Here is a 25,595-nt window from a genome sequence, read left to right as displayed (position 1 = left end):
CGTTCGTCGGTCGATCCGGGCGAGCACACAGGTTCTCGCGTTATTCGACAATAGCGGTGCGGTGCGGGTGCTACCGTTTGCTGGCCATTCGACCGTCGACGGGACCTTCCTCGCTGATGCTCACATTTCGGACCACCCCCGCGGCCCGCGCCGCGGTGATCGGCGCATGCATCGGTTTGGCCACCGCGGCGCTCGCCTCGGGGTGCGGCGGCGCACCGCCGGCGACAACGACCGCCACCACCTCATTGGCCAAAGTCGTTGCGGCACAGACAAATTCATCGTCCACACCAGGAGCCGGCCCCGCGACAACCACCGCACCCGGCGTGTACGGCAACCCCGCCGCCGCGGCGAAGTACTGGGTGGCGCAGTCGCTCGAGGACAACTGCGGACTCGTGTCGATCGCCGACGTGGTGGGCGAGGCCACCGGCAACGCACCCACCGAACGGCAGATGCTGGACCTGGCGGAGTCGACGCCGTCGGGGGCCAATCCCGGACCGATCTACGCGCCGCGCAACGACCCGAGCCACTCCGGCCCGGACGCCGGCATCTCAATGTCCGACCTGGTGATCCTGCTCGACCACTTCGGAATCAAATCCGAGATGAGCTCCACGTCCGACCGGGACCAGAACGGACTGCCGCTCCTCGAGCAATACCTGGCCAAGGACCGAAAGATCATCGCCTTCGTCAACTCCTCGGTCATCTTGAACGCCGACGACCAGCGCACCAAGGCTGACCATTTCCTGGTCGTGACGGGCATCGACACCGGCAAAGAGATCGTGCACCTCAACGACCCCGGTGTCGACCACGCCGACGAACAGGTCAGCTTCAGCACGTTCACGACGACCTGGCAGACCAGCGATCAGTCGATCGTGGTGACCGCGGCGCCGGGCTGAACCCTGGTGACGCCAGGCCATTTCGGGCACAGTGAGCAGTGGAACTTCAGTGAAGGCGCGTGATGGACAACTCGACCGCCCAGGTCTGGAATGCCGCACGGATGCGGGTGCAGGCGTTGCTTCGCTATCCGGTGAAGTCGATGCTCGGCGAAGCCCTCGATCGCCTGCTCGTCGACGAGCGCGGCGCCGAGGGCGACCGGCGGCTGGCGCTCCTCGACGGTGAGACCGGGCACGTGGCCAGCGCGAAGAATCCGCGGCTGTGGCGTGATCTGCTGACGTGCACCGCACATGCCGGTGCCCAGGGTGTGCGCATCAGCCTGCCCGACGGGACCGACGTCGCCGCCGACGATCCGGGCGTCGACGAGCTGATCTCGCGGCTGACCGGCCGGCGGGTCCGGTTGATCACCCAACGCCCCGAGGGCGCGACGCTGGTGCGTCCCGATCCGGAGCAATTGCTGGAACTCGGTCTCGACGCCGAGGTCGACGGCCGCATCCTGCGCATCGCCGCGGCCACCCCGGGCGAGTCGTTCACCGACGAAGCCCCGTTGCATGCGATCACGACGGCCACCCTCGAACACATCGGCGTGGAGGCGCTGCGCTACCGCCCGAACCTGGTGATCGCGACGCCGCCCGATTATCCGCCGTATGCCGAAAACGACTGGGTGGGCAGCGAAATCGCCATCGGGGAGGCGCGGCTGCGCGTCCTGACGGCCACATCGCGCTGCGTGGTCCCCACGCTCGAGCACGGACCGCTGCCACGAGCTCCGCAGGCGCTTCGCGTACCCGCGGCCGAAAACCGGTTGAACACAGGCGGTCACGGCACGCAGCCATGTGCGGGGGCCTACCTCGCGGTGGTGGCCCCGGGCGTAATCCGCGTGGGTGACCGAGTCACCATCGGGCCATAGCGGCTGCGCAGCAACGCGTCAGCCGCCCAAGTTGCGCAGCGCAGTGTCGAGTTGCTCGGCCTGCTCGATAACCTCGCGGTCGGATAACTGCGCGTGTCCGACTCGCTGCACCAATTCCTGGCGCGTCACGATCTGCAGGGCCCCTCGATATTCGGCTGACTCCAGATCAGCCGGCGCGACGACCGCGGCACGCCCCTCGATTACCACCAGCGTCGCGTCCGCGTCCGGGCTGGCGAGTAGCCGTCGCACGTCCTCGGAATTAATGGTCATGAGCCACCGCCCCGCCCGGTGCGCTGTTGCAGCTCGTCGATCAGGCTGGAGGCCTGGGCCTTGGTGAGGTTGTCCGGGATCTCTTCGCCCGCTTCTTGTGCCAGCGTGTTCAAGTAGCTGCGCTGCGGCCCGGTCATGGGTTCGCCGCCGGTCACCCACTGCGACTGGTCCTTTTCCGGATTCTCCTGTGGCGCCTGCGCGGCATCGTCGACCATGCATGTGGCTATGCCCGCTACTGGGCCAACGTAATCAGGAAGCGCTGCGGACGGTTTCGACATCTAACCGGTCGCCCCGACCATGTTCATCACCATCAGCACCGCTACCGCGATGAACGCCACGGCGACGATGCACACGGCAACGACGGTGAGCACGGAACTGGGGGTGAATCGGCGGTTGTGGCTCGGACCCCGCAGGTTTGGGGCGCGGCCGGCGGCGTCGTGCCCGGCGCGGCACCTCCTCCTGGCTCGAGCCCCGGTATCTGCGTCGGGTAAGGATCGGGAGGTTGCCCGTGCGGATGCCGGCTTCAGTCGTCCAAGTTGGGTGTCGGGCTCTGTGCCGATTCCCATTTTGCCTCGAGGGACCGCTTCACCCGCGTGCCGGCCGCCAGATCGAGCTGAAAGGTCTCACCGCCGTCGGCCTCGAAGGTGATGAGATACCCCGCGTCGCTGGGGTCCTTGAAGACGACTTTGTAGGGCTGTTCACCCGAGCCGCGGTCCACGGCGATGATGTCGCCAGGGGTGACGTCGTCGATCAGGTCGTTGCCGGAGACTTTGGACATACGGTCGACGTTAGCCGAAAAGACGCGGTGGACGTCGAGCCGGGCAGCGCAGTGACCGACCTCACCTACGGCTGCAGGAAGGCCTTGATGGCGCGACGCTCATCCATGGCTCGATAGGCCTCGGCGACCTGCTCGAGGGGAAGGCGCAGGTCAAACACCTTGCCGGGGTTGATCTTTCCGTCGAGCACCGACTCGATCAGGGATGGCAGGAAGTGCCGGACCGGGGCGGGTCCGCCGCGCAACCCGACCTGGGTGCTGAAGAGCTGCTCGCCGGTGATCGCGACATCGTGGGGGACACCAACGAACCCGACGAAGGCGCCCGGGCGAGCGGACTGGATGGCTTGTTGCATTGCCTGGCCGGTACCCACGCATTCCAGCACGGCGTCGGCGCCGACGCCTTCGGTCATCTCCTTGATGACCGCCACTCCGTCATCGCCGCGTTCGGTGACGATGTCGGTGGCGCCGAATTCACGGGCCAGCTCCTGTCGGGGCTCGTGGCGGCTCATCGCGATGATCCGCTCGGCGCCCTTTTGGCGGGCGGCCAGCACCGCGCACAACCCCACCGCGCCATCACCCACGACGGCCACCGTCATGCCGGGAACGACGCTGGCCGCTTCGGCGGCGAACCACCCGGTGCCCATCACGTCCGACAGGGTCAGTAAGTCCGGGATCAGTTCCTCGTCGGGTTGGTCGGGCAGTGCCACGAGACTGCCGTCGGCCCAGGGGATGCGCACGGACTCCGCCTGGCAGCCGCCCATCAGCACGCGGTTTACGCACGAACTCTGAAGTCCGTTGCGGCAATTCGGACAGGTGCCGTCGGAGGCGTAGAAGGATCCGATGACGAATTGGCCGGGCTTGACCGAGGTGACGTCGCTGCCGACGGCTTCGACGACACCGCAGTACTCGTGACCGAACGGCTTGGGCTCGGGAACGGGGTTGATGCCGCGGTAATCCCAAAGATCCGAGCCGCACACGCAGGTCGCGGTGGTGCGGATGATCGCGTCGGTGGGGGTGACGATCTCGGGTTCCGGCAGGTCTTCGAATCGGACATCGCCGGCGCCGTAGATAACAGCTCCTCGCATAACGCCTCCCTCTCGCGGTAGTGGGAGCCCAAGTACCCGAAATCGATGTTCTTAACCGCGCCTCAACGCCATTTGATGCCGCACCCGATGGACGGACGCTGCTCGGGATTCACCGGTTGCCCGGCCAACACCGCGTCGACCGCGGCGCGGACGTCCGCGCCCGTGACCGGCCGACCGTTTTTGGGCCGGGAGTCGTCGAGCTGGCCGCGGTAGACCAGCCGGCGTTCGCCGTCGAACACGAAGGTGTCGGGCGTGCAGGCGGCCGAGTAAGCGCGGGCGACGTCCTGGGTTTCGTCATAAAGGTACGGGAACGTCCAGCCATGGCTGCGGGCCTCCTCGACCATCTGATCGGGCCCGTCCTGCGGGTAGGTGACCACGTCATTGCTCGAAATGCCCACCATCGCAACGCCTTGCTCGGCGAGGTCACGACCGAGCGCTGCAAGCGCGTCTGCGACGTGCTTCACGTACGGGCAGTGATTGCAGATGAAGGTGACGACCAGGGCGGGGCCGGTCAGATCGTCGCGACTGAGCGTGCGGCCGGTGGCCGGCTCGGGCAGCGTGAAGGCCGGGGCGACGGTACCGAGGGGGAGCATGGTGGACTCGATGGCCATGCCGGCCAGGGTATCGCCATATGGCTCGTTCGCGCACCACGCGGCACCATGAACGCGAAATATGTTGTGCTACAGGTTAATTCAAAGCGACATGCGTGATTCGCGCGTTCGGCAGCGCAAGCAGACGGTCGAATCGGCCAAGCGCCAGGTGGAGGACCGGACTCAGGCCGCCGAGAAGGCCGCGGCCAAGGCTTCCGCGGCCAAAGTCGCGGAGGCCGAGGACAAGCTCGGCAAGGCCGCGAAGCAACGCGCCGAGGCGGATCGGGTGGCGCAGCTGGCGGCCGCCGAGAAGCGGCAACACCAGGAGGAGCGGGCTAACGACTGACGGGTGTCAGACCCTCGGGGCACCCTGGTTGATCTTGTTGGCCGCAAACGTCGCGGCCTGGGCAGTCATCCCGGCGTCGATGTAGGAAACATGCGCCATGATGTTGCCACCGCCGGAGCAGATCGGATCATCGGGCGCGCAAATGCTGGTGACCTTGGAGGCATACGCCGGGTTGATCGTCGGCAGCGGTTGGCCGCCCCACAGCATGGTGGAGAACTGGCTGGTGGGCTCGCCGAAGAGCGCGACGGCCGCGACGTGGTCGGCCACCGAGGACGGCATCGCGTTGGTGGCCAGGTCGATCACCGTCGAGCCCTGGGAGTAGCCGCCGAGGACGATCTTCGAGTTCGGGCAACTTGCGACGACGTCCTGGATGTGTGCGCTCGCGTCGTTGGCCCCGGCGTTTGCGCTGTTGTGGTAGTCGTCGTTGGCGGGATAGTTGACCGCGTAGACGTCGACGGACTTACCGCCGAGCTGCGACGTGAGCGAGTCGACGAAAGCCTGACCGATGTTGCCCAGACCGGGTTCCTGGTGGGTGCCCCGGGCGAAGACCACCGATACGTCCGAGCATCCATCTGCGACCGCGGTGGGCGTTCCGATGGGTGCACTCAACAGCGCCCACGTCGTCACAACCGCGATACCAACCCAGCGAGCAAATCTGCGTGCACTCATGCCGAGATCCTGTCATATCGTCGGTCATGACCGTGCCGGCGGTTGACACCAGGACGGGCACCGACGCTCGAGCGGTCGAATGACGTTGCAGCGCAACGCCAATGCCTACGACCCGGTGGTTCGGATGCGAATCGCACCGCCCCAGTCACCGTCGGGGTCGACGGCCTCGCCGCGCCGCGTGATCTCCACGTCGCCCGACCTGGCGAGCCGCCGGGCCGCCGCCCGGGCGTCGTCCATCAGCTCGCGCCAATCGTCGCCGCCGACCGCGCGGGCGGCGTCCGACGGGCAGATGCTGCTCCGCGGGCCACGATGCTCGGCCAGCGCCAGGATGGACGACTCGAGCCGCTGCATCATCGGGCCGTCGCCGAGGGCGGTCTCGGCGTGGTCGGCGCCGCGGCCCCCGCCGTCGAGCACACGACCCAGTTCGGCACGCAATCGCTCGCCCGCCCCACCAGTCAGGGCCACGGCGCCGCCGTTCTGACGCCGCCGATCGTCACCGGCCGCGCCATTGCGGTTTGCGCTTCTCGGCCCAGGCGCGCAGCCCCTCGGCGACGTCTTCGGTCGCACCGGCCACCTTGCGCATGGTCTCGCCGAAACGCACGGATTCGATCCAGCCCATGTCGGCAGTTCGCCACGCCACTTCTTTGGTCGCCCGCTGGGCCAGCGGCGCGGCCTCGGTGAGGGTGCGCGCCCAGGCCTGGGCTTCGGCCTGCAGCTGCTCCGGCTCGACCAGCTTCCAGACCAGACCGATTTCCTTGGCCCGCTCGGCGCTCATGGGTTTGCCGGTCAGCAGCAGCTCCATCGCATTGGCCCAGCCCACCCGGTGCGGGAGCCGAATGGCCCCGACGATGGTGGGCACCCCGATGGACACCTCGGGAAAGCAGAAGGTCGCCTCGGTGCTGGCGATGACGAAGTCACAGAACAGCACGCCGGTCACGCCGTAGCCGATGCACGGGCCGTGTACGGCGGCGATGGTCGGCTTGAACAATTCCATGCCGCTTTCGAACGAGTTGATGGTGGGTTTCTCCCAGAAGGTGCCGCCGAACGTGCCGACCGAGCCTTCGCCGTCCTTCAGGTCGCCGCCGGCGCAGAAAACGCTGCCGTTGGCCGTCAGGATCCCGACCCACGCGTCCAGGTCGTCGCGGAAGCGATCCCAGGCGGCGTTGAGGTCCTGGCGCAGCGCGCCGTTGATGGCGTTGCGCGCCTCGGGGCGGTTCAGGGTGATGGTGGCAACGTGGTCTTGCAGCTCATAGGTGACCAGACTCATGACTGCAGACTATTGCGCCGGGCTCACAACCTCGCCATAAGCCGGGAACAAACCCGTTCTCATGGCGTGCGCGAGCGACGAAAATCATCGAATATCGCAAGGCGCCCAACGGTTTTCGAGGGAAGGCGTTTGACGTCGTCGAAATGCACGTGGACCCGCTCGAAGGCTTTGACCCGTTCGGCTTTGACCTTGTTCGTGTAGGTCCGCCGATCCGCCAGCGTCAGATCCGCGTCGTCGCTGAACGCGCCCAGCAGCGCGCGCGGGTAGAGCCGCTCCACCAAGACGACGTTGACCTCGGCGCACATCACCAGTGCCACCGACGCGAGGAACAGAAACGCCAACGCCCCCAACACTAGTGCGAACACACTATTGGTGGCGCTGGCCCGTTTCACGGTATGCGCCACATAGCCGGCCCCGAACCACTGCAGCATCTGCCAAATGAACGCTGCGGCAACCGCTCCCGGCAACACCTGCCGATACGTCAGGGCCCGCGCCGTCGTCACTCGGAAGGCCACCAGGCAGATCAGCGCGTTGATGGCCACCGCAACGAGCACGAGACCGATCTTGCTGAAGATGCCGACGGACCCGGTGGCGTGGCCCGCCGCGGCCAACAACGTGGCGGCGACGGCGGCCGAGCCGAGCACCAACAGCAGCATCAGGCTGCGCAGCCTGGACCGGATCGGGTTGGGGCGCTTGTGCTTCGGCACCGCCCACACCGTGTCCATCGCGTTCTGCAGCGCCTGCCCCACCCCCAGGCCGCCGTAGAGCGCGCCGAGCAGGCCGACGATCACGCCCACCGTTCCTCCGCTGAGTCCCTCGGGGTGGTGCAGCTGTGCGCCGAGGACCGGGAACTGGCTCAACGTGCTGTGCAGGACCTGGGCTTGCAGATCGGGCCGGCCGGCCAGCACCACGCCAAGACCGGTGGTCAACAGCAGCAGCATCGGAAACAGCGACACCAGCCCGTAGTAGGTGATCAGGGCGGCCAGGTAGCCGCCCTGATCGTCGTTGTACTTGTAGACAACACCGACGATCACGCCGACGACTCGATTACGCCGCTGCAGCTCGTCCAGCCAACCGACCATCGCCGATCACTTCCCCCACCAACCGGCATCCCTTCGATGCACTCGCCACGTGATACCCGCATTCGGCGGCCATCAACCCAGCCGGTCAGTCGACGCGTTGGGGATGCGGGCGCGCGAGTGCCTATCCTGTGCGGGGTGGCCGAACCGTCTGCAGCGCAGTTGCGCAACCAGCTCGACGGCCTGACCTTGCGCGACGCGGCCCGGCTCGGCCGGCGCCTGAAGAACCTCCGCGGCGCGTCGCCCGAGAAGCTGCGACAGCTCGCCGAACAAGTCGCCGCGGCGCACACGGTCGTCGCCGCCCGTCAAGCCGCCGTCCCCGCCATCACCTACCCCGACCTGCCGATCAGCGACCGGCGGCAGGAGATCGCCGCTGCCATCCGGAAGCATCAGGTGCTGGTGATCGCGGGGGAGACCGGGTCGGGGAAGACCACCCAGCTGCCCAAGATCTGTCTCGAGGCCGGCCGCGGCATCCGCGGAACCATCGGCCACACCCAGCCCCGCCGGCTGGCCGCCCGCACCGTCGCCCAGCGCATCGCCGACGAGCTGGGCAGCCCGCTCGGCGACACCGTCGGCTACACCGTGCGCTTCACCGACCAGGTCAGCGATCGCACGCTGATCAAGCTGATGACCGACGGCATTCTGCTCGCCGAGATCCAGCGCGACCGCCGCCTGCTGCGCTACGACACGCTGATCCTCGACGAGGCGCACGAGCGCAGCCTCAACATCGACTTTCTGCTCGGTTACCTGCGTGAGTTGCTGCCTCGCCGACCCGATCTGAAGGTGATCATCACCTCGGCGACGATCGAGCCGCAGCGCTTCGCGGCGCACTTCGAGAACGCGCCGATCATCGAGGTGTCCGGCCGGACGTATCCGGTCGAGGTGCGCTACCGGCCGCTGGAGGTTGCCGTGCCTTCGGCCTCCGATGACGATCCGGACGACCCGGACCACGAGATCGTGCGTACCGAGACCCGCGACGAGGTCGAGGCGATCGTCGACGCGATCGGCGAACTCGAGGCCGAGCCGCCGGGGGACATCCTGGTCTTTCTCTCCGGAGAGCGCGAAATCCGTGATACCGCAGAGGCTTTGAGTGGACTCAAACACACCGAGGTGCTCCCGCTGTACGCGCGCCTACCCACCGCCGAGCAGCAGAAGGTGTTCGCGCCGCATACCGGGCGCCGCGTCGTGCTGGCGACCAATGTCGCCGAAACATCGTTGACCGTGCCGGGGATCCGCTATGTCATCGACCCGGGCAATGCCCGGATTTCGCGTTACAGCCGGCGTTTGAAGGTGCAGCGGCTGCCGATCGAGCCCATCTCGCAGGCGTCGGCCGCGCAGCGGGCCGGCCGTTGCGGCCGGGTCGCGCCCGGCGTGTGCATCCGGCTCTACTCCGAGCGGGACTTCGCGGCGCGGCCGCGCTACACCGAACCCGAGATACTGCGGACGAACCTCGCCGCCGTGCTGCTGCAGATGGCGGCCCTGCAGCTCGGCGACATCGAGGAGTTTCCCTTCCTCGATCCACCGGACCGGCGCAGCGTCCGCGACGGCGTGCAACTGCTGGCCGAACTCGGCGCGTTCGACCAGCACGGCGCCATCACCGATCTCGGCCGCCGACTCGCGCGACTGCCCGTCGATCCGAGGCTGGGCCGGATGATTCTGCAGGCACAGACCGAGGGGTGCGTTCGCGAGATGCTGGTGCTGGCCTCGGCGCTGACGATCCCGGACCCACGGGAACGCCCGAGCGACCGCGAGGAGGCGGCCCGCGCAAAGCACGCCCGTTTCGCCGACGAGCACTCCGACTTCATGTCCTACCTCAACCTCTGGCGCTATCTTCGTGAGCAGCGGAAGTCATTATCCGGCAATGCGTTTCGCCGGATGTGCCGCTCGGAGTTCCTGCATTATCTACGCATCCGCGAATGGCAGGATCTGGTCGGGCAGCTGCGCAGCATCGCCCGCGACCTGGGCATCGTCGAAGACGCCGCATCCGAGGAGCCGGCCGACCAGGCGCGGGTGCACGCGGCGCTGCTGGCGGGGTTGTTGTCGCATGTGGGCATGCGCCGCGAGGACACCCGCGAATACCTGGGGGCCCGCAACTCGCACTTCGTGCTGGCGCCCGGCTCGGCGCTCACCAAACGGCCGCCGCGCTGGGTCGTCGTGGCGGAGCTGGTCGAGACCAGCCGCCTGTACGGGCGCACCGCCGCCCGCATCCAGCCCGAGGTCGTGGAGCGGGTCGCCGGCGATCTGGTGCAGCGCACCTACAGCGAGCCGCATTGGGACGCCAAACGCGGCGAGGTGATGGCCTACGAGCGGGTGACGTTGTACGGACTGCCGCTGGCCGCGCGGCGCCGCGTCGGATACGCGCGCATCGAGCCGGTGGTGGCGCGCGAGTTGTTCATCCGGCACGCGCTGGTCGAGAGACAGTGGCACACCCGCCATCACTTCTTCGCGGACAACGCGCGGCTGCGGGCCGAGCTCGAGGAACTGGAGGAACGGGCCCGCCGCCGCGACCTGCTGGTCGGCGACGACGACGTGTATGCGCTCTACGACGCCCGCATCCCCGCCGACGTCGTCTCCGCGCGGCACTTCGACGCCTGGTGGAAGAAGCAGCGGCACAAGACACCGGACCTGCTGACGTTCACTCGCACCGATCTGCTGCGCACCGACGAGGCCGCCGACGCGGACCGGCCGAGCACGTGGCGCACCGGCGATGTTGCATTGCCGTTGACCTACCGGTTCGAGCCCGGCGCCGCTGACGACGGCGTCACCGTGCACGTGCCGATGGACGTGCTGGCGCGCTTGGGTGGCGACGAGTTCGCCTGGCAGGTGCCGGCGCTGCGCGGAGAACTGGTGACCGCGCTCATCCGCTCGCTGCCGAAAGACTTGCGCCGCAACTTCGTTCCCGCCCCCGACACGGCCCGTGCGGTGCTGGCGGCAATCGATCCGGCCGCCGAGCCGCTGCTGCCGGCGTTGCAACGCGAATTACGGCGTCGCACCGGGGTTTTGGTGCCGATCGAGGCCTTCGACCTGAACAAGCTGCCCTCGCACCTGCGGGTGACGTTCGCGGTGGAGTCCGGAGACGGTACCGAGGTGGCCCGCGGCAAGGATCTGCGGACGCTGCAGGAGCGGCTCACGGCGCCGGCCCGGCAGGCCGTCGCGCATGCGGTCGCCGGCGAGCTGGAGCGGACCGGATTGCGCGGCTGGCCCGAGGACCTCGGCGATCTGCCGCGCGTTGTCGAACGCACGATTGACGGACGCATCTTGCGGGGCTTCCCCGCGTTCGTCGACGCGGGCGGCGCCGTCGACCTTCGCGTGTTCGCCATATCGGCCGAGCAGGGCCAGGCGATGGGACCCGGCATCCGGCGGTTGGTGCGGCTCAGCGTCCCTTCACCGGTCAAAGCCATTGCGCGGCAACTCGATCCACGGACCCGGCTCGCTCTCGGCACCAACCCGGATGGTGACCTGCCCGCGCTGCTGGACGACTGCGCCGATGCCGCGACCGACGCGCTCGTGTCGGCGCCGGTGTGGACGCGCGCGGAGTTCGTCGCGCTGCAACAGCGAGCGGGAAAGTCCCTGCTGCCCACCACCGTCGACATCGTGGGCCGTGTCGAGAAGGTACTGGCCGCCGCTCAGGAGGTGCAACTCCTGGTGCCCGCCAGCCCGCCGCCCGCGCATACCGACGCGATCGCGGACATCCGCGAGCAGCTGAATCGGCTGTTGCCGGCCGGTTTCGTCACCGCCACCGGGGCCGCGCAGCTCGCCGACCTCACCCGCTACCTGCTCGGGATCCGTCGCCGCGTGGACGGGCTGCCTCGCGCCGCCCAGGCCGATCGGGAGCGCATGCAACGGGTGCACGCCGTGCAGGGTGCCTTCGACGAGCTGGTGCATGAGCTGCCGCAGCCGGCGAGGGCGGCCGACGAGGTTCGCGATATCGCCCGGCAGATCGAGGAACTCAGGGTGAGCCTGTGGGCCCAGCAACTCGGCACGCCTCGCCCGGTCAGCGAGCAGCGGATCTACCGCGCGATCGACGCGGTCCGCGACCGTTGGTGATTACTTCCCCGCCAGCTTCAACCTATAGCGCATACCGGGGCTTGCCGCAAGACCCGGGTGATGATGCAAATCGCTGTCCTCGACCGGAATTCAGGCGAATCGGAGTGGCGAAGTGGATGTTTCGGGGGTATTGGAGAACGACGATACCGAGCACGCGGTGATCATCGCCGGCGGCGGCCCGACCGGGTTGATGCTGGCGGGCGAATTGGCTTTGGAGGGGATCGACGTCGCGGTTGTGGAGCGGCGCACCAGCCAGGACCTGATCGGAGCTCGGGCCGGCGGTCTGCACTCCCGCACCATCGAAGTCCTAGATCAGCGTGGCATCGCCGATCGGTTTTTGTCCCCGCACCTGCTTCGCCGCGATGATGTCCGGCCTGGACATCCATTACGACCTGGGCGAAGGACACCCGCTGGTGGGACGCCGCATGCCCGACCTGGACCTGGTCACCACCGACGGATCGCTGCGCGTGTTCGACCTGCTGCGGGACGCCCGCCCGGTGCTGCTCAATTTCGGCGAGACCGGCCGCATCGACGTCTCGCCCTGGGCGGCCCGGGTTCCGACGGTCGACGCGAAACATGTTGACCGGTGCGTGCTTCCGGTGCTCGGCGCCGTGAGCGTGCCGCCCGCGGTATTGGTCCGGCCGGACGGACACGTCGCCTGGGCGGGCGCCGGCACCGACCCGGCGCTACGCGACTCCCTCGCCATGTGGTTCGGGCCGGCCGCCGCGACGTGAGGCAACCAAGAAGGTTGACTTGTGTCGGCCGTCGCAGGGTGCAAAGGTGTGTGTTCGCTGTTCAAGAGCAGGAAGACCGACCGTGGACATGCCAACCGAGCAACAGCCGACTCCGCCCATGGATTGGGCCGAGGCCCAACCCTTGCTCCGGCCGGTGCTGCGCCCGCAGAGCTACGTCAACAGCTTGGTCAACACCGGGGCCAAGCCCTGGGTCCGCCCGGTGTTCCCCTTCATCAACGAGATGGTGGTCGTTGACCTCCCCACCGTGCGGGCCATCGTGTCGCCGGCGGAAACGGAAGCTTGGGGCATCACCGGTGATCAGGCGTTCGCGGTGGCCAGGGACAACCTTTCCGCGCGTCAGCAGGCCTTTCAGCCGGGCGAGAAGTACCTGCTGAAAGACGCGGACGGCGGCACCTACATCGATTCCATGATCCTGGCCACCGGCTGGCTGGGTGCACTGGCGGTGGCCGGCGGCCACCGCCCACTGGTGTTCTTCCCGGGCGATGGCGTGCTGCTGCTGGGCACCGACGCGCCCGACAACGCCGCGGACCTCTTCGAGGTCGCAGAGCAGATGTACCTCGACGCCGAGCAACCCATCTCGCCGCAGGGCTACACCGTCGTGGGCAGCATCATCGCGTCGTTCGATCAGGCCGGCCCACACCCCCTGCGCGGGTTGGCGTTGAGGGCCCGAACCCTGTTGGCCACAAAGGAATACAACCACCAGGCCGAATTCTTGCGGGAGCACTACGAGCGCGAGCTGTTCCCGCAGTACGTCGGCGAAGCGCAGATGATCGAGACGGCCTGGGGTCGGCGCACCAATGCGGTGTGGGGGCAGGGGATCCCGTGGGAGCTACCGCAGACCGATTACGTGACGTTCCTGGTCGGTGACCCGTCGAATGTGTCCGACAAGTTCACCGTGCCGTTTCCGACGGTGGTCGATGCGGTGGGAATCCTTCCCGTCGCGGGAATCAATCCGGTCCGCTACCGGGCCGATGAATGGCCGACGGTCGAGATGTTGGCGACGCTGAAGGCGCACGCCATCGACGTACCAAGCGAATGACCGTATTCACCTGAGCCAGGTCGGCGACCCGCTAGTCCGGCGGCTCGCTGGTCGTACCGCGGACAGCCACTTGTTCCCGGTCGCTGCGGTTGCCGGGAACGCCTTCGGCTTCGCTCTCCTCGGTAACCTTTTCCTCGAGCTGATCGACGATGTTTTCCAGCTCCTGAGCGCGGCTCAGCGGGTCTTTGTCGGGTTTGGTCATATCGCTTTCCATGGGCGTTGGTGGGGGACGGGCCCCGGCGCCGGGAACCCGCCGCTATTCAATACCCAATCGCGCGTTCGCTAACCAGATCCGGCGGCCATCAAACGAAACGAGACACAGCGCCGCGGCGGTGGAAGTATCGCAAGAGTGGCTACCGAGAAACCTCAGACCATCGCTTACCCCGCTGCCGACGCCCGCCCGCGTCATCACCGTTCCGACCCGCTCGACCCGCACGTCATCGTCCTTTTCGGGGCGACGGGCGATCTGGCGAAACGAAAGCTTATCCCCGGTCTGGCGTACCTGGACCAGTCCGAATTGGCGCCCGATATTCAGATCGTCGCTACGTCGCTGGAAGACCTGAGTCAAGACGAATTCCGCGATCTCGCCAAGGAGGCGATCGATTCCTTCGGCACGCACAAACTCACGCCCGAACAGTGGTCGAACTTCGCCAACATCGTCACCTACGTCCCGCAGAGCGCCGGACCCGAGGCGCTGGCCGAGACGGTGGCGCAGGCTGAAGACAACCTGGGATCCAACGTCCGGCGACTGCATTACCTGTCGGTGCCGCCAAAGGCGGCGCGCGCCGTCATCACCATGCTGAGCGACGCCAAGCTCGTCGAACGCTCACGGGTGGTGATGGAAAAGCCGTTCGGCACCGACCTGGCCAGCGCGGTGGCGCTGAACGACTTCGTGCACGAAACCTTTGAGGAATCACAGATTTTCCGCATCGACCACTTCCTGGGCAAGGAAGCCGCGCAGAACATCCTGGCCTTCCGCTTCGCCAACGGCCTCTTCGAGCCGATCTGGAACCGCAACTTCATCGACCATATTCAGATCGACATTCCCGAGGCCATGGGGCTGGACCAGCGGGCGAATTTCTACGAAGAGACCGGCGCCTACAAGGACATGGTGGTGACCCACCTGTTCCAGGTGATGGCGTTCGTGGTGATGGAACCGCCGACGGCGCTGGAACCGTTCGCCATCAGCGAGGAAAAGAACAAGGTCTTCCGGTCGATGCTGCCGGTCAAACCCGCCAATGTGGTTCGCGGGCAGTACAACGGATACCGCGACGAGGACGGCGTGGCAAAGGATTCCGACACCGAGACGTTCATCGCCCTCAAGGTCGGCATCGACAACTGGCGATGGGCCGGGGTGCCCATCTACCTGCGCACCGGCAAGAAGATGGCGGAGGGCATCCGCGTGATCTCCATCGCGTTTAAGGAGGCCCCGCGAACCATGTTCCCGCCCGGCTCCGGGGTGGGTACCCAGGGGCCCGATCACCTGACGTTCGATCTCGCCGACAACTCGAAGGTTTCGCTGTCCTTCTATGGCAAGCGGCCCGGCCCGGGCATGAAGCTGGACAAGCTGTCCATGCAGTTTTCTTCGCAGGAGATCGAGACGGTCGCGGACGTGCTGGAGGCCTACGAACGACTGATTCTCGATGCGATGCGGGGCGACCACACGCTGTTCAACACCGCGGAAGGCATCGAATCATTGTGGGAGCGTTCGGAAGATCTGCTCACCGATCCGCCGCCGGCCAAGTTGTATCAACCGGGCACGTGGGGCCCGAATGCCATTCACCAATTGATCGCGCCCAATGCGTGGCGGCTGCCGTTCGAGCGGGAGTGGCGCGAAGCCCGGCCTTAGCCGAAGCGCCGTCACTCCTCGGGCTCAGGGCAATTCGGGCTCAGGGCAATTCGGCACTGAGGTAGCTGATTGCGTGACGGAATTGCTGGAGGATTTCGTTGTCCGGCAGCACGAATCCGTAGTCGGCATACACCTGTTCGGTGGGGTGACGCGAAACGTTCCAGCCGATGGCCCCCAGGTGCTCGGCGGCGGGGCGGCGCTCCCCGAGCCAAATCAGCTCGGCGACATCGATGTCCAGTCCGTGCTGCCGCCAGGTGCTGCGCATCGCCCGGGCCCGTTCGTCGGTGAAGACGCGCATGTCGGTGATGTTCTCGGTGGCCAGCCGGCTGCCCGGCGCGCTGAGCGCTGTGATGTTGTCCAACAGCCGGTCCTGGGCATCGGGCGGTAGATAGGGCAGCAGGCCTTCGGCGATCCACGCGGTGGGGGAGTCGGTGTCAAAGCCACTGTCGCGCAGCGCCGTTGGCCAATCATCGCGGAGATCAACGGCGACGGTCCGGCGCTCGGCAGTCGGTTCCGCGCCGAGCTGGGCGAGCGTGGCGGTCTTGAAGGCGATCACCTCAGGCTGGTCGACCTCGAAAACCACCGTGCCGGATGGCCACGGCAACCGATAAGCCCGCGCGTCGAGCCCGGCGGCCAAGATGACGGCCTGCCGGATGCCGACGGCGGTGGAGACGCCGAAGAAATCGTCGAAAAACCTGGTCCGCACCGTCATCTGCTCGCGCCGCTGCTGCAGCGTCATCGGCATGTCGTCGGTGTCGAGCGGGATCTGGCCGTCCAGCATGCGGATGAAGAAGGGGTGCCCGACCGCCCGCACCAACGGCTCGGCGAACCGGTCATCGAGTAGCGGATCCGGCTCGCGCGATGCCAGCGCTCGGGAGGCCGCGACCATCGTCGCGGTCGCCCCCACGCTGGAGGCCAGGTCCCAGCTGTCGCCCTCGGTACGCGCCGAGCCAGATGATGACATTCGCTTTCCCCTTCCGGGATGTACCCGCCGCGTCGGTCAATTCGCCCTCGGGGCCGCTTACCACCGGCGACTACACCACCGGTACCGAAGGGTACTTTCTGGCTATGCCGCGCGCACCACGCACCCGTCGCGCGGGCATTTGACTCCCGTCCCGCTGCACGACGACAGGAAAGTGAATCCTCCATGGCACCGACCCTGCGCCCGCGCCGATCCGCCCTCTACCTGCCCGGCAACAAGCCCCGCGCGCTGGAGAAGGGTAAGTCGCTAGCGGCGGACGTGCTGATATTCGACCTCGAGGATGCGGTGGGACCGGACGCGAAGGCCGCCTCGAGGGCGACGGTGTGCGACGCGATCTCGTCGGAGAGCTACCGGCCCCGCGAGGTCGTGGTGCGGATCAACGGGTTGGACACCGAATGGCACCGGGACGACCTGGCCGCCGTGGCCGGGTCCACGGCCGACGGCGTACTGGTGCCCAAAGTCGGGACGGCCCAACAGGTTCAAGCGCTGGCCGAGGCGCTCGACGCCTTGGGAGCGCCGAAGTCGTTGCAGCTGTGGGTGATGATCGAAACGCCCCGGGCCTTTCTGCGAGCCGAGGAGGTCGCGTCGGCCAGCGATCGCCTGGCCGGGTTGGTGGTGGGCACCAACGACCTGGTCAACGAGCTGCACGGCCTGCACGTCCCCGGGCGCGCGCCCGCCGTGGCCGCCCTCGGCCTGGCGTTGTTGGGGGCGAGGGCGGCCGGAAAGGTGATCCTGGATGGCGTGTTCAACGACATCACCGACGAGGGCGCATTCCGGGCCGAGGCCCAGCAGGGCCGCGAAATGGGATTCGACGGCAAGACCCTGATCCACCCGTCGCAGATCGCCCCCGCCAACGAGCTGTTCGGTCCGTCACATCAGGAGCTGGCGGACGCCCGCAAGATCGTCTCGGCCTACGAGCAGGCACAGGCGGACGGGACCAGTGTGATCACGGTCGATGGCCGCATGATCGAGAGCCTGCACGTCCGCGACGCCCAGCGAATCCTCACCCTCGCGGATTTGATCTGCCAGATGGAATCCGCCTCCTAGGGCAGCGGACATGCCGGGTGCGCAGTGGCGGGTGCGCGACGGCGCCCCGCAACGGGCGTTCCGTGCCGCACACACGGTAGGTTGAACGCGTTCGGCGACGACTCGAGAGGAGATGACGTGGGCCAGACCGCGGCCATGGCCGAGGCCGACCGCACGTGGATGATCGACACGCTGCTCGCGCTATTGCAGACCCCGAGCCCGTCGGGGCGTACAGACGCGGTGATGCAGGTGATCGGCGACATCCTCGACGACTTCGGGGTGCCGTTCACACTGACCCGGCGCGGCGCGCTGACCGCCGAACTCGCGGGTGCGTCCGCGACCACCGACCGGGCGCTGGTGGTTCACTCCGACACCATCGGCTGCATGGTCCGCGAGCTCAAGGACAACGGCCGCCTCGAAATCGTTCCCGTCGGCACCTTTTCGGCGCGGTTCGCCGCAGGCGCCCGGGTGCGCATCTTCATCGACGACCCCGACGAGTTCATCACCGGCACCGTCATGCCGCTGAAAGCCAGCGGGCATGCCTTCGGCGACGAGATCGACACGCAGCCCACAAACTGGGAGCACGTCGAGGTTCGGATCGACCGCAGGGTGTCGACGCGGGAGGACCTGGTTCGGCTCGGTCTGCAGGTCGGTGATTTCGTGGCCTTGATCACCAGCCCCGAGCTCACCGCCGACGGCTTCATCGTCTCCCGTCACTTGGACGGGAAGGCGGGCGTCGCGATCGCGCTCGCCCTGGCCAAGAACTTCTCCGAGAACAAGGTGGTGCTGCCGCACCGCACCACGATCATGGTCACCATCACCGAGGAGGTCGGCCACGGCGCCAGCCACGGCCTGCCCGCGGACGTCGCCGAGTTGGTCTCGGTGGACAACGCGGTGTGCGCGCCCGGCCAGCATTCCCTCGAGGACGGCGTGACGATCCCGATGGCCGACATGCACGGCCCGTTCGACTACCACCTGACCCGCAAACTCTGCCGGCTCGCACAGGAGCAGGGAATTCCGTTCGCCCGCGATATTTTTCGCTACTACCGCTCCGATGCCGCCGCGGCTATCGAGGCCGGGGCCAACACCCGCGCTGCGCTGGTCGGCTTCGGGCTCGACGGCAGTCACGGCTGGGAGCGCACCCACATCGATTCGCTGGAAGCCGCCTACAACCTGCTGCACTGCTGGCTCCAGACACCGTTGACGTTCGCCAAGTGGGACGCCAAGCCGACGGGCAGTCTGCGCGACTTTCCGTCGTCGAAGCAGCCCGCACCCAGCGAGCGGTGGGTGCCGCTGTCCCGCGGCGATTACGAAAGCCCCGGCGACGCGTCGCCCGGAACGGTCTGGCCACCATCGGAGGGCCCGCAGGCCTGAGGCCGCTACATCTGGGCCCAGACGATCTTCGTCTGCAGGTAGGTCTCGATGCCGGCCTTGCCGGACTCGTGGCCCCAGCCGGACTGCTTGTAGCGGCCCGCTCATATTCGGGCTTGCCGGACCAGATCCCGGACTCCGCACTGGCTTTCGCGCGCGCAACCGCCTCGTCGACGGCTTCGGTGCCGCCGTCGGTGAAGGCGCCGATGTTTTCCTCGGTGGAGGGATCGAAGATCGGGATCACGTCACACCGGTACCGGGGCGTTCCCGAACCTCGATTGCACCGTCATGCGTTTCCTTACCTTGCCGGGCTGGTTGCGGCAGAAGTGACGCGCTTAACCCCGGGCTGTCGGCAGAAAGCGAACCCAGCGCGGCGGCTAGCGGCCGCGGGCGATCCGGTCGGCGCGCCAGCACCGGGACTGCATCGGGATGTCGATGGCTTCGGCGCCGGGGAATCGCTCGGCCAGGACGGCTCGGGCGCTGTCGAGCCGCTGCGCGCGGTCATCCGGAGAGGCGATGATCACCCGGCTGTAGGTGCCGAGCATCGCGACGACATCGTCGATCTTCATGGTCCGCACAAACCCAAACGTCTCCCGCGCGACGTTGTGGAAAATCTGCGGATCGGGCAGGACGACGTTCTCGTGGCGGCGGCGGAACCGGTCGGGTGCATCCAGTTCGGACGTGTCGTCCTTGGGCAGCACCTCGAGGTCGCGGACCCAATCGACGTCGCGATCTCGACTGGTCCAGATCAGCCCGAACCGCCCGCCGTCGCGCAATACCCGGCCGATCTCCGGCACCGCTCGTTCGGGGTCCATCCAATGCCACGCCGACGAGACGAACACCGCGTCCGCGGAATCGTCGGGAAGGGGAATCGCCTCGCCCGTGCCCTCCACGGCGCGAACCCCGGGAGACCGCTCGGCCAGCACTGCGCGCATCCGCGCATCGGGCTCGACGGCGACGACCTGCCCCACCCGGCCGACAAGCGTGCGGGTGAACAACCCGGTGCCCGCACCGACGTCGACGGCCACCTCACAGCCGGGTGGCAACAACCAGTCCACCGCCTGCTGCGGCGGATGCGGCCGCAGCCCGTCGTAGTTCTCGGCGATCGAACCGAAGGACATCGCGCGCTCTCGACGATCAGTCACACGCGACAAGGTAATCCGGCTCGCTGTGCAACAGATGAGAAGTCGTGGCGCGTCACCACAGGGCGCTGTGATTGACGAGTGCATCGGCGATGAGCCCGGTTCCGAAAATCAGGAACAACAGCCGCACCGATATCGGCCCGTAGCGGGTGAGCGCACGGACGATCGCGCGCTGAATGCGCTTGGCTCGCATGGTTTTCCGCATCGAGAGGGTAAGGATCAGCAGCGACGGCGAGAGGGCGATCGCCCAGTAGGCGATGATGGCCAGTGGCCAGAGGGGCGGTCGTGGGTGCAGCGCGGCGAGCATCGCCAGGCCGGTGAGGTAGGGAACGGCGGTCGGGGCCTGCCCACTGCCCACCGCCAGCCCCAGGAATGCGAGCAGCCACGGCCGTTGCCGCATCGCCGCCAGCGCCCAGCCGGGTGCCGATGATTGTGCGGTCAGCGGGAAGTAGGCCAGACCGATCAGGACGATGCCCAGCAGCAGTTCACCCCGGAAGCGAATGACCGGCGTCAGGTGAAAGTCGAGCACCTCGGTGGTGAAGCCGATGCCCCGCACGGCGCACACGCCGAAGGCGGTCGTCACCGCGAATACGCCCGCGATGTAGCTCAGGGCGCCGGGAATTGGTGACCGGCGACTTAGCCGGCTGTCGAAGATTACGGCCGAGACCACTCCGACGTTGAGCACATTGAGCGAGTCGAGAAACGCCAGTCCGGCAAGCGCCAGCGCCAGGGCCGCCACGCGTCTGTACCGGGCCTAGCGTCCGGATTTACCGGCTGCACACGGCGGGCGGCGCACCGACCACGGCGACATGACCAAAGCGGCGATCATGCCGCAGACTCTAGTTCGACACGGAATCTGTCGGGCGACGCCGCCGGTTGTCACGGGCGATACGGGGGGCGATGGCGCTGGGGCAGGCAATGCGCGGCATTATCGATGCGTCGACGGCGGGCGTAGTCCGATACCGCGATCGATGCGGTCGAGCGGTCCGGCGGTCACACGCTCACAGCACATCACGGAGGGGCGCCAACGATGACCACACTCACCACGCAGGATCTGCGTGAGTACCTCGTCGGGGCCTGGACATTGGAGTCCTACGAGAGCTCCGACGTGGATGGCTCGAACGTGCGCTATCCGCTGGGAACCGACGCCCGCGGACTCATCATGTACACCGCCGACGGCTACATGTCCGCCCAGCTCATGCGCGCGGACCGCCCGCCGATCGCCCGCGGCGATCTTCAAATCGCCACGGACGACGAATTGGCCGCGGCGGCCAGGGGTTATCTGGCCTACGCCGGCCCGTACAGCGTCCTCGACGACGGCGTGATCGCCCACCACGTCGACGTCAGCCTGCTACCCAACTGGATCGGCGGAACGCAGTACCGCGCAGCGCAAGTCGGCGATGACCGCCTGCAGCTCGGCCCGGCCGAGCCCGTGCTCATCAAGGGCAAGCTCCGCAACGGACGCCTGATCTGGCAGCGCACGAGACAGGGATAGCCGGGGGAGCAGAACGCCACACCGGCCGCGCAACTCAGGAGAACCGAATGGGATTGCTCGACAACAAGATCGCCGTCATCACCGGCGCCAACTCCGGGATCGGGCTGGCCACCGCGCAGCGGTTCCTTGACGAAGGCGCCGACCGGGTCTTCATCACAGGCCGACGGCAGCCCGAACTCGACTATGCGGCAAGCACATTGGGCCCGCGTGCCACCGCAGTGCGCGGTGACGTCGGAAGACCGGAGGACCTGGACCGGCTCTACGCCGAGGTCGCGGCCGCCGGTAACGGTCTCGATATCGTGATGGCCAACGCCGGATCGACGAGGGTGGCGCGGCTGGGGGAGATCACCGACGACGATCTCGATGCGCTGCTGACCACCAACGTCAAGGGAGTCGTCTACACCGTGCAGAAAGCGCTGCCGCTACTCAACGACGGCGCCTCCATCATCCTGACCGGATCCACCACCGCCGACCGGGGCCGCGCAGGGCTCAGTATCTACGCCGCCACCAAGGCGGCCGTCCGGTCAGTGGCCCGGGCGTGGGCCAACGAACTCGCCGACCGCAACATTCGGGTAAACGTCATCGTGGCAGGCTCCACGGCCACGCCGGGAAGCGACGCGTTGGCCGCGCAGACCGATCCCGACGCTTCGGTCGAAGAGTTCCGCGCCGAACGCATCGCCACGATCCCGCTGGGCCGCTTCGCCGATCCCACCGAGATCGCCAATGCCGCAGTGTTTTTGGCCAGCGATCTGTCCAGCTTCAGCACCGGGTCCACGGTCACCGCCGACGGCGGATTCAACCAAGTCTGACGCTGTCGGCCAGTTCATCGAAGATGGCCTGGTTCAGGCCGAAGGCGAATTTCACCTCACCGACGATACGATCGATTTCGCCGGTGTCGGCGCGAAGGGCGTCGAGGCGGGCGCGGTAGGCGTCTTTGTAGGGTTTGGGCCGCACCGGGAAGTCGTAGAACGCAAGGCCGGCGCCGCCGAGATCGAATGTGCGATCCAGGATTTTGCCGATGCCCCGGCCTCCGGAGAGATCCCCGAGATAGCGCGTGTAGTGGTGGGCCACCAGCGCCCCACCCCACGTGAGCGCGCCGAGCCGCTCGGCGTAGGCCGCCGCCGCGGGGGAGTCGACGTCGCGTGCGGCACCTTGGGGCAGCCAATGTTCGAGGTCGGCATCGATAGCCGTCAGGCGCTCCAGCGCGGGGTCGTACACGGCGGCAACCATCGAGTCGTCGCGGCGGGCCCGCACTGCGTCCTCGAGGGCGGCGTACACCACGCGCAACCGCAGCAGGTAGTCGGAATAGCCCGCCGCGCCAATCCGTCCCGCGAGCAGCTCTGACATGAACGGGCTCTGCTCGGCGGCATCGTGTTCGGCCGCCGAGCCATCCTTCATCGCGACCGACAGGCGGCGGCTTGCTGGGACGGCGATCGAGCACATGACCTGCTCAGATTACATTGGTGATCGCGGCGGGCGGGTGACCGCGGCGGATACGAATCAGTGCCGGGCAAATCCGCTTGGAAATGCGACCCCCGCTGACCTGATCCAAAACGGCGACGCACATTGATAGCTTGGAGGTCTGGCTGCTACCCCTCATCAATCCGATAAAGCCGCGCGTGTGACCGACGACGAGCGGTTCGTCCAGCCATCGGCACCCGCGGATCAGCCGATCGCCGATCTCGTACCGATCGGCACCCCGATCGACCTGGACAACTGCGCGCGTGAGCCGATCCACGTCCCCGGCAGCATCCAGCCGCGCGGTGTGCTCGCGGTGGTGCGTGAGCCCGCGTTCGAGGTGCGCCAGGTCAGCGCCAACGTCGCTGAGCTGCTCGGCCGTCCCGTCGACGCCGTCCTGGGCCGGCATCTGTCGGTGCTCATCGGTTCCGAGCAAGCCGCCCGCGTCGAGCAGGCCGCGGCGACCTTCGGGAGCCTGCGCCAGAACAACCCGCTCGAGTTCACCATCGAAGTCGCCGGCGAGCCGCGGGCCTTCGACGCGATCCTGCAACGCGAGCCGGGTGGTGTGCTGCTGGTGGAGCTCGAGATCGCCTACGGCGAGCGGCCGTTCTCCTTCCCGAACACGTATCAGGCGGTCCGCGGCGCGGTGGAGGAGTTGAACCGGGCCTCCACGCTGACCGAGCTGTACGCCACGGCCGCGCGCGCCGTCCGCGATCTGACCGGCTTCGACCGGGTCATGGTGTACCGCTACGACGAGGAATACAACGGCGAGGTTGTGGCCGAGTCCAGGCGCGACGACCTCAACTCTTTCCTCGGCCTGCATTACCCGTCGACCGACATCCCGGCGCAGGCGCGCGCTCTGTACGAAAAGAACTGGATTCGGCTGATTTCCGACGTCGACTACACGCCGGCACCGCTGGTGCCGAGCAACGACCCCATGACCAACACGCCGCTGGATCTGACGTATGCCACGTTGCGCAGCGTGTCACCCATCCATGTCGAATATCTGCAGAACATGGGTGTGCACGCATCGATGTCGATCTCGTTGTTGCGGCAGGGGCGGCTGTGGGGGCTGATCGCCTGCCACCATTACGCCGGTCCGCACCTGCCGCCGTTCGGCACCCGGGCGGCGGCCGAGTTCCTCGGCTCGACCCTGTCGCTGCGACTCGTCGACCGGTTCGAGGACGAAGAACTACACAAGCGGTTGGCCGCGCAGGCCGTCTTGGCCAAGCTCACCGCCGCCACGCTCGACGATGGCGAACCGCTGTCGGAGGCGCTGCTCGGCGCGCCCGACCTGCTCGACCTCGTGCCCGCCGACGGCGTGGTCATCGACATCGGGGGCAATCTGCGGATGCGTGGCTCGGTTCCACCGCCGGACATCGTGTCGGCCGTCGCCGCCTGGGCGCGTGACGTGGACGACGACATCGCGAGCAGCGAGTGCCTATCGGGCGTGCTACCCGAGCTCGATCTCGATCCCCAGGTGGCCGCCGGCGCACTGGTGCTCAACCTGCCTGACGGCCAATACGCCATCTGGTTCCGGCGGGAGGTGCTGCGCTCGGTCGACTGGGGCGGCGACCCGTACAACAAGGCGATCGCGGGCAGCGAGGGCGACCAACTTCGCCTCAGCCCGCGCAAATCGTTCGACCGGTGGCGCGAGATCGTCCACCAGCGCAGCGAGCCGTGGTCGCTGAGCGAGACCGAATCCGCCGGATCATTGCGGCGCCACTTGGTCGAGTCGCTGTACCGCCGCACGCGCGGAGCGCTGCGCGTGGCCGAGACGCTGCAGCGCAGCCTGCTGCCCGAGTCGATCCCGGCGCTCGAAAGTTGGGAACTGTCGGCGCATTACGAGCCGGCGGCGGGGGACAACGTCGGCGGCGACTGGTACGACGCGTTCGAGCTCCGCGACGGCCGGCTCATCGTGCTGATCGGCGACGTCGCCGGGCACGGCATCGCCGCGGCCGGCACCATGGCCGCGTTGCGCAACGCCCTGCGCGCCCAATTGTTCGCCGGCGCCGCACCGGCCGAGGCGCTGGCGCAGCTCAACGACTTCTGCCTGCACATGCTTCGCGGCGCGTTCGCCACCGTCATCGCCGCGCGGGTCGATCTCGGCTCGGGCCGGGTGGAGGCGGCGTCTGCCGGTCACTTGATGCCATACCTGACGAACTCCCGCGCGCCGGCGGTACCGGCACCGATCAAGCTCTCGCCACCCATCGGCGTCAAAGGCGTGCAATACGCACCCAGCACCTTCACCGTCGAACCCGGACACGGCATGGTCCTGTTCTCCGACGGCCTGGTGGAACGTCGCGGTGAATCGATCGACGACGGCCTCGACCTGCTGGCCGAAAACCTCGGCCGGGCCGGCGACATCGCGGCAACCGGAATCTGGACTGCGATGGCATCGGGCCACACCGACGACGACGTCACCATCATCACGCTGCGCCGTCCCTGAACTCTCGCTAAGCGATTCGCATATCAGCGCCTAATCGAGCGGCGGCCATCTACAGTTCGACGAACAGCGAACCGTAACCGCCCCGCTCTTCGAGGTGCGCGAC

26 protein-coding genes and 2 pseudogenes are annotated in these 25,595 nt (G+C 67.5%); 13 read left to right on the top strand and 15 right to left on the bottom strand.

Features of this window, described 5'->3' with window-relative positions:
- Positions 1-116 precede the first annotated feature (116 nt).
- On the top strand, positions 117-893 hold the full coding sequence (locus B8W69_RS09440; protein ID WP_085289567.1) for a C39 family peptidase: 777 nt from the start codon (positions 117-119) through the stop codon (positions 891-893).
- 62 nt (positions 894-955) lie between these two features.
- Complete coding sequence (locus B8W69_RS09435; RefSeq protein ID WP_085289725.1) at positions 956-1,798, top strand: MOSC domain-containing protein; 843 nt, start codon at positions 956-958, stop codon at positions 1,796-1,798.
- An 18-nt stretch (positions 1,799-1,816) separates the two neighbouring features.
- Here the strand turns inward: B8W69_RS09435 and B8W69_RS09430 are convergent, their stop codons facing one another.
- The 5 genes from B8W69_RS09430 to B8W69_RS09405 all read right to left on the bottom strand — a co-directional run bounded on the left by B8W69_RS09430 (position 1,817) and on the right by B8W69_RS09405 (position 4,539).
- Positions 1,817-2,068: a hypothetical protein gene (locus tag B8W69_RS09430; protein WP_085289566.1), complete on the bottom strand. Its 252-nt coding sequence runs from the start codon at positions 2,066-2,068 to the stop codon at positions 1,817-1,819.
- A complete protein-coding gene (locus tag B8W69_RS09425; protein WP_085289565.1) occupies positions 2,065-2,283 on the bottom strand; it encodes a DUF3072 domain-containing protein in 219 nt (72 codons plus the stop codon). Before B8W69_RS09425 ends, B8W69_RS09430 begins: the two co-directional genes overlap by 4 nt.
- Before the next feature lie 308 nt (positions 2,284-2,591).
- Positions 2,592-2,846 carry a hypothetical protein gene (locus B8W69_RS09415; protein ID WP_085289563.1) on the bottom strand — a complete coding sequence of 85 codons (255 nt, stop codon included), beginning with the start codon at positions 2,844-2,846 and terminating at the stop codon, positions 2,592-2,594.
- Between the two features lie 65 nt (positions 2,847-2,911).
- Positions 2,912-3,928, bottom strand: coding sequence for a zinc-dependent alcohol dehydrogenase family protein (locus tag B8W69_RS09410; RefSeq protein WP_085289562.1), 1,017 nt, complete (start codon positions 3,926-3,928; stop codon positions 2,912-2,914).
- A gap of 62 nt (positions 3,929-3,990) precedes the next feature.
- Complete coding sequence (locus tag B8W69_RS09405; protein ID WP_085289561.1) at positions 3,991-4,539, bottom strand: thioredoxin family protein; 549 nt, start codon at positions 4,537-4,539, stop codon at positions 3,991-3,993.
- Positions 4,540-4,630: 91 nt separating this feature from the next.
- Here B8W69_RS09405 and B8W69_RS09400 point away from each other — a divergent pair, with 91 nt between their 5' ends.
- Complete coding sequence (locus B8W69_RS09400; RefSeq protein ID WP_245843189.1) at positions 4,631-4,864, top strand: hypothetical protein; 234 nt, start codon at positions 4,631-4,633, stop codon at positions 4,862-4,864.
- Between the two features lie 6 nt (positions 4,865-4,870).
- On the opposite strand, the gene B8W69_RS09395 is transcribed toward B8W69_RS09400, so the two are convergent.
- From B8W69_RS09395 to B8W69_RS09380, 4 genes are all read right to left on the bottom strand, one after another.
- Entirely contained in the window at positions 4,871-5,533 is a 663-nt protein-coding gene (locus B8W69_RS09395; protein WP_165762581.1) for a cutinase family protein, read from the bottom strand.
- Positions 5,534-5,638: 105 nt separating this feature from the next.
- Positions 5,639-5,998 carry a DUF3253 domain-containing protein gene (locus tag B8W69_RS09390; RefSeq protein WP_245843188.1) on the bottom strand — a complete coding sequence of 120 codons (360 nt, stop codon included), beginning with the start codon at positions 5,996-5,998 and terminating at the stop codon, positions 5,639-5,641.
- A 28-nt stretch (positions 5,999-6,026) separates the two neighbouring features.
- On the bottom strand, positions 6,027-6,800 hold the full coding sequence (locus tag B8W69_RS09385) for an enoyl-CoA hydratase/isomerase family protein (protein WP_085289559.1): 774 nt from the start codon (positions 6,798-6,800) through the stop codon (positions 6,027-6,029).
- Positions 6,801-6,859: 59 nt separating this feature from the next.
- Positions 6,860-7,882: a YihY/virulence factor BrkB family protein gene (locus tag B8W69_RS09380; RefSeq protein ID WP_085289558.1), complete on the bottom strand. Its 1,023-nt coding sequence runs from the start codon at positions 7,880-7,882 to the stop codon at positions 6,860-6,862.
- Between the two features lie 135 nt (positions 7,883-8,017).
- On the opposite strand from B8W69_RS09380, the gene hrpA reads away from it, so the two are divergent.
- From hrpA to B8W69_RS09365, 4 genes and pseudogenes are all read left to right on the top strand, one after another.
- Positions 8,018-11,926, top strand: coding sequence for an ATP-dependent RNA helicase HrpA (gene hrpA, locus B8W69_RS09375; RefSeq protein WP_085289723.1), 3,909 nt, complete (start codon positions 8,018-8,020; stop codon positions 11,924-11,926).
- Between the two features lie 190 nt (positions 11,927-12,116).
- A pseudogene (locus tag B8W69_RS32210) lies at positions 12,117-12,263 on the top strand (FAD-dependent monooxygenase); the annotation flags it as partial.
- 25 nt (positions 12,264-12,288) lie between these two features.
- Entirely contained in the window at positions 12,289-12,660 is a 372-nt protein-coding gene (locus B8W69_RS31300) for an aromatic-ring hydroxylase C-terminal domain-containing protein (RefSeq protein ID WP_500684396.1), read from the top strand.
- 82 nt (positions 12,661-12,742) lie between these two features.
- On the top strand, positions 12,743-13,720 hold the full coding sequence (locus B8W69_RS09365; RefSeq protein WP_085289557.1) for a DUF1444 domain-containing protein: 978 nt from the start codon (positions 12,743-12,745) through the stop codon (positions 13,718-13,720).
- Between the two features lie 31 nt (positions 13,721-13,751).
- On the opposite strand, the gene B8W69_RS09360 is transcribed toward B8W69_RS09365, so the two are convergent.
- Positions 13,752-13,934, bottom strand: a complete 183-nt coding sequence (locus B8W69_RS09360) for a hypothetical protein (protein ID WP_085289556.1) — start codon at positions 13,932-13,934, stop codon at positions 13,752-13,754.
- A gap of 135 nt (positions 13,935-14,069) precedes the next feature.
- Between B8W69_RS09360 and zwf the strand changes: the two genes are divergently transcribed.
- Positions 14,070-15,569, top strand: coding sequence for a glucose-6-phosphate dehydrogenase (gene zwf / locus B8W69_RS09355; RefSeq protein WP_085289555.1), 1,500 nt, complete (start codon positions 14,070-14,072; stop codon positions 15,567-15,569).
- Positions 15,570-15,609: 40 nt separating this feature from the next.
- Here zwf and B8W69_RS09350 read toward each other — a convergent pair whose 3' ends face one another.
- Positions 15,610-16,533 (bottom strand): class I SAM-dependent methyltransferase, encoded by a 924-nt coding sequence (locus tag B8W69_RS09350; RefSeq protein ID WP_085289554.1) that lies wholly within the window; start codon positions 16,531-16,533, stop codon positions 15,610-15,612.
- Positions 16,534-16,716: 183 nt separating this feature from the next.
- Here B8W69_RS09350 and B8W69_RS09345 point away from each other — a divergent pair, with 183 nt between their 5' ends.
- Positions 16,717-17,598, top strand: coding sequence for an HpcH/HpaI aldolase/citrate lyase family protein (locus B8W69_RS09345; protein WP_085289553.1), 882 nt, complete (start codon positions 16,717-16,719; stop codon positions 17,596-17,598).
- Between the two features lie 117 nt (positions 17,599-17,715).
- Positions 17,716-18,951, top strand: a complete 1,236-nt coding sequence (locus B8W69_RS09340; protein ID WP_085289552.1) for an osmoprotectant NAGGN system M42 family peptidase — start codon at positions 17,716-17,718, stop codon at positions 18,949-18,951.
- A gap of 94 nt (positions 18,952-19,045) precedes the next feature.
- Here the strand turns inward: B8W69_RS09340 and B8W69_RS31295 are convergent.
- The 3 genes and pseudogenes from B8W69_RS31295 to B8W69_RS09330 all read right to left on the bottom strand — a co-directional run.
- Positions 19,046-19,227 (bottom strand): annotated as a pseudogene (locus B8W69_RS31295) (betaine-aldehyde dehydrogenase); the annotation flags it as partial.
- A gap of 98 nt (positions 19,228-19,325) precedes the next feature.
- Positions 19,326-20,093: a class I SAM-dependent methyltransferase gene (locus B8W69_RS09335; protein ID WP_085289551.1), complete on the bottom strand. Its 768-nt coding sequence runs from the start codon at positions 20,091-20,093 to the stop codon at positions 19,326-19,328.
- A gap of 52 nt (positions 20,094-20,145) precedes the next feature.
- Positions 20,146-20,829, bottom strand: coding sequence for a sulfite exporter TauE/SafE family protein (locus B8W69_RS09330; protein WP_085289550.1), 684 nt, complete (start codon positions 20,827-20,829; stop codon positions 20,146-20,148).
- Between the two features lie 291 nt (positions 20,830-21,120).
- Here B8W69_RS09330 and B8W69_RS09325 point away from each other — a divergent pair, with 291 nt between their 5' ends.
- Both B8W69_RS09325 and B8W69_RS09320 read left to right on the top strand, forming a co-directional pair.
- The gene (locus B8W69_RS09325) at positions 21,121-21,585 is read left to right on the top strand and encodes a lipocalin-like domain-containing protein (RefSeq protein WP_085289549.1); all 465 of its coding nucleotides are present in this window, start codon (positions 21,121-21,123) and stop codon (positions 21,583-21,585) included.
- Between the two features lie 47 nt (positions 21,586-21,632).
- Entirely contained in the window at positions 21,633-22,394 is a 762-nt protein-coding gene (locus B8W69_RS09320; RefSeq protein ID WP_085289548.1) for an SDR family NAD(P)-dependent oxidoreductase, read from the top strand.
- Here B8W69_RS09320 and B8W69_RS09315 read toward each other — a convergent pair.
- Positions 22,381-23,028 carry a biliverdin-producing heme oxygenase gene (locus B8W69_RS09315; protein WP_085289547.1) on the bottom strand — a complete coding sequence of 216 codons (648 nt, stop codon included), beginning with the start codon at positions 23,026-23,028 and terminating at the stop codon, positions 22,381-22,383. The genes B8W69_RS09320 and B8W69_RS09315 overlap by 14 nt on opposite strands.
- Before the next feature lie 178 nt (positions 23,029-23,206).
- Here B8W69_RS09315 and B8W69_RS09310 point away from each other — a divergent pair, with 178 nt between their 5' ends.
- The gene (locus B8W69_RS09310) at positions 23,207-25,492 is read left to right on the top strand and encodes a SpoIIE family protein phosphatase (RefSeq protein WP_181447360.1); all 2,286 of its coding nucleotides are present in this window, start codon (positions 23,207-23,209) and stop codon (positions 25,490-25,492) included.
- The last annotated feature ends 103 nt before the right edge of the window (positions 25,493-25,595 follow it).

The sequence above is a fragment of the Mycolicibacterium vulneris genome (assembly GCF_002104765.1).
In the GTDB taxonomy this organism is placed as follows: Bacteria; Actinomycetota; Actinomycetes; order Mycobacteriales; family Mycobacteriaceae; genus Mycobacterium; species Mycobacterium vulneris.
This window is presented reverse-complemented; position numbering and strand designations above follow the sequence as displayed.

Excerpts from the sequence above, each read along its gene's own strand:
- B8W69_RS09440 (WP_085289567.1), top strand. The coding sequence starts at position 117 with ATGCTCACATTTCGGACCACCCCCGCGGCCCGCGCCGCGGTGATCGGC.
- B8W69_RS09435 (WP_085289725.1), top strand. The coding sequence starts at position 956 with ATGGACAACTCGACCGCCCAGGTCTGGAATGCCGCACGGATGCGGGTG.
- B8W69_RS09430 (WP_085289566.1), bottom strand. The coding sequence starts at position 2,068 with ATGACCATTAATTCCGAGGACGTGCGACGGCTACTCGCCAGCCCGGAC.
- B8W69_RS09425 (WP_085289565.1), bottom strand. The coding sequence starts at position 2,283 with ATGGTCGACGATGCCGCGCAGGCGCCACAGGAGAATCCGGAAAAGGAC.
- B8W69_RS09415 (WP_085289563.1), bottom strand. The coding sequence starts at position 2,846 with ATGTCCAAAGTCTCCGGCAACGACCTGATCGACGACGTCACCCCTGGC.
- B8W69_RS09410 (WP_085289562.1), bottom strand. The coding sequence starts at position 3,928 with ATGCGAGGAGCTGTTATCTACGGCGCCGGCGATGTCCGATTCGAAGAC.
- B8W69_RS09405 (WP_085289561.1), bottom strand. The coding sequence starts at position 4,539 with ATGGCCATCGAGTCCACCATGCTCCCCCTCGGTACCGTCGCCCCGGCC.
- B8W69_RS09400 (WP_245843189.1), top strand. The coding sequence starts at position 4,631 with ATGCGTGATTCGCGCGTTCGGCAGCGCAAGCAGACGGTCGAATCGGCC.
- B8W69_RS09395 (WP_165762581.1), bottom strand. The coding sequence starts at position 5,533 with ATGAGTGCACGCAGATTTGCTCGCTGGGTTGGTATCGCGGTTGTGACG.
- B8W69_RS09385 (WP_085289559.1), bottom strand. The coding sequence starts at position 6,800 with ATGAGTCTGGTCACCTATGAGCTGCAAGACCACGTTGCCACCATCACC.
- B8W69_RS09380 (WP_085289558.1), bottom strand. The coding sequence starts at position 7,882 with ATGGTCGGTTGGCTGGACGAGCTGCAGCGGCGTAATCGAGTCGTCGGC.
- B8W69_RS31300 (WP_500684396.1), top strand. The coding sequence starts at position 12,289 with ATGATGTCCGGCCTGGACATCCATTACGACCTGGGCGAAGGACACCCG.
- B8W69_RS09360 (WP_085289556.1), bottom strand. The coding sequence starts at position 13,934 with ATGGAAAGCGATATGACCAAACCCGACAAAGACCCGCTGAGCCGCGCT.
- B8W69_RS09350 (WP_085289554.1), bottom strand. The coding sequence starts at position 16,533 with ATGTCATCATCTGGCTCGGCGCGTACCGAGGGCGACAGCTGGGACCTG.
- B8W69_RS09345 (WP_085289553.1), top strand. The coding sequence starts at position 16,717 with ATGGCACCGACCCTGCGCCCGCGCCGATCCGCCCTCTACCTGCCCGGC.
- B8W69_RS09325 (WP_085289549.1), top strand. The coding sequence starts at position 21,121 with ATGACCACACTCACCACGCAGGATCTGCGTGAGTACCTCGTCGGGGCC.
- B8W69_RS09320 (WP_085289548.1), top strand. The coding sequence starts at position 21,633 with ATGGGATTGCTCGACAACAAGATCGCCGTCATCACCGGCGCCAACTCC.
- B8W69_RS09315 (WP_085289547.1), bottom strand. The coding sequence starts at position 23,028 with ATGTGCTCGATCGCCGTCCCAGCAAGCCGCCGCCTGTCGGTCGCGATG.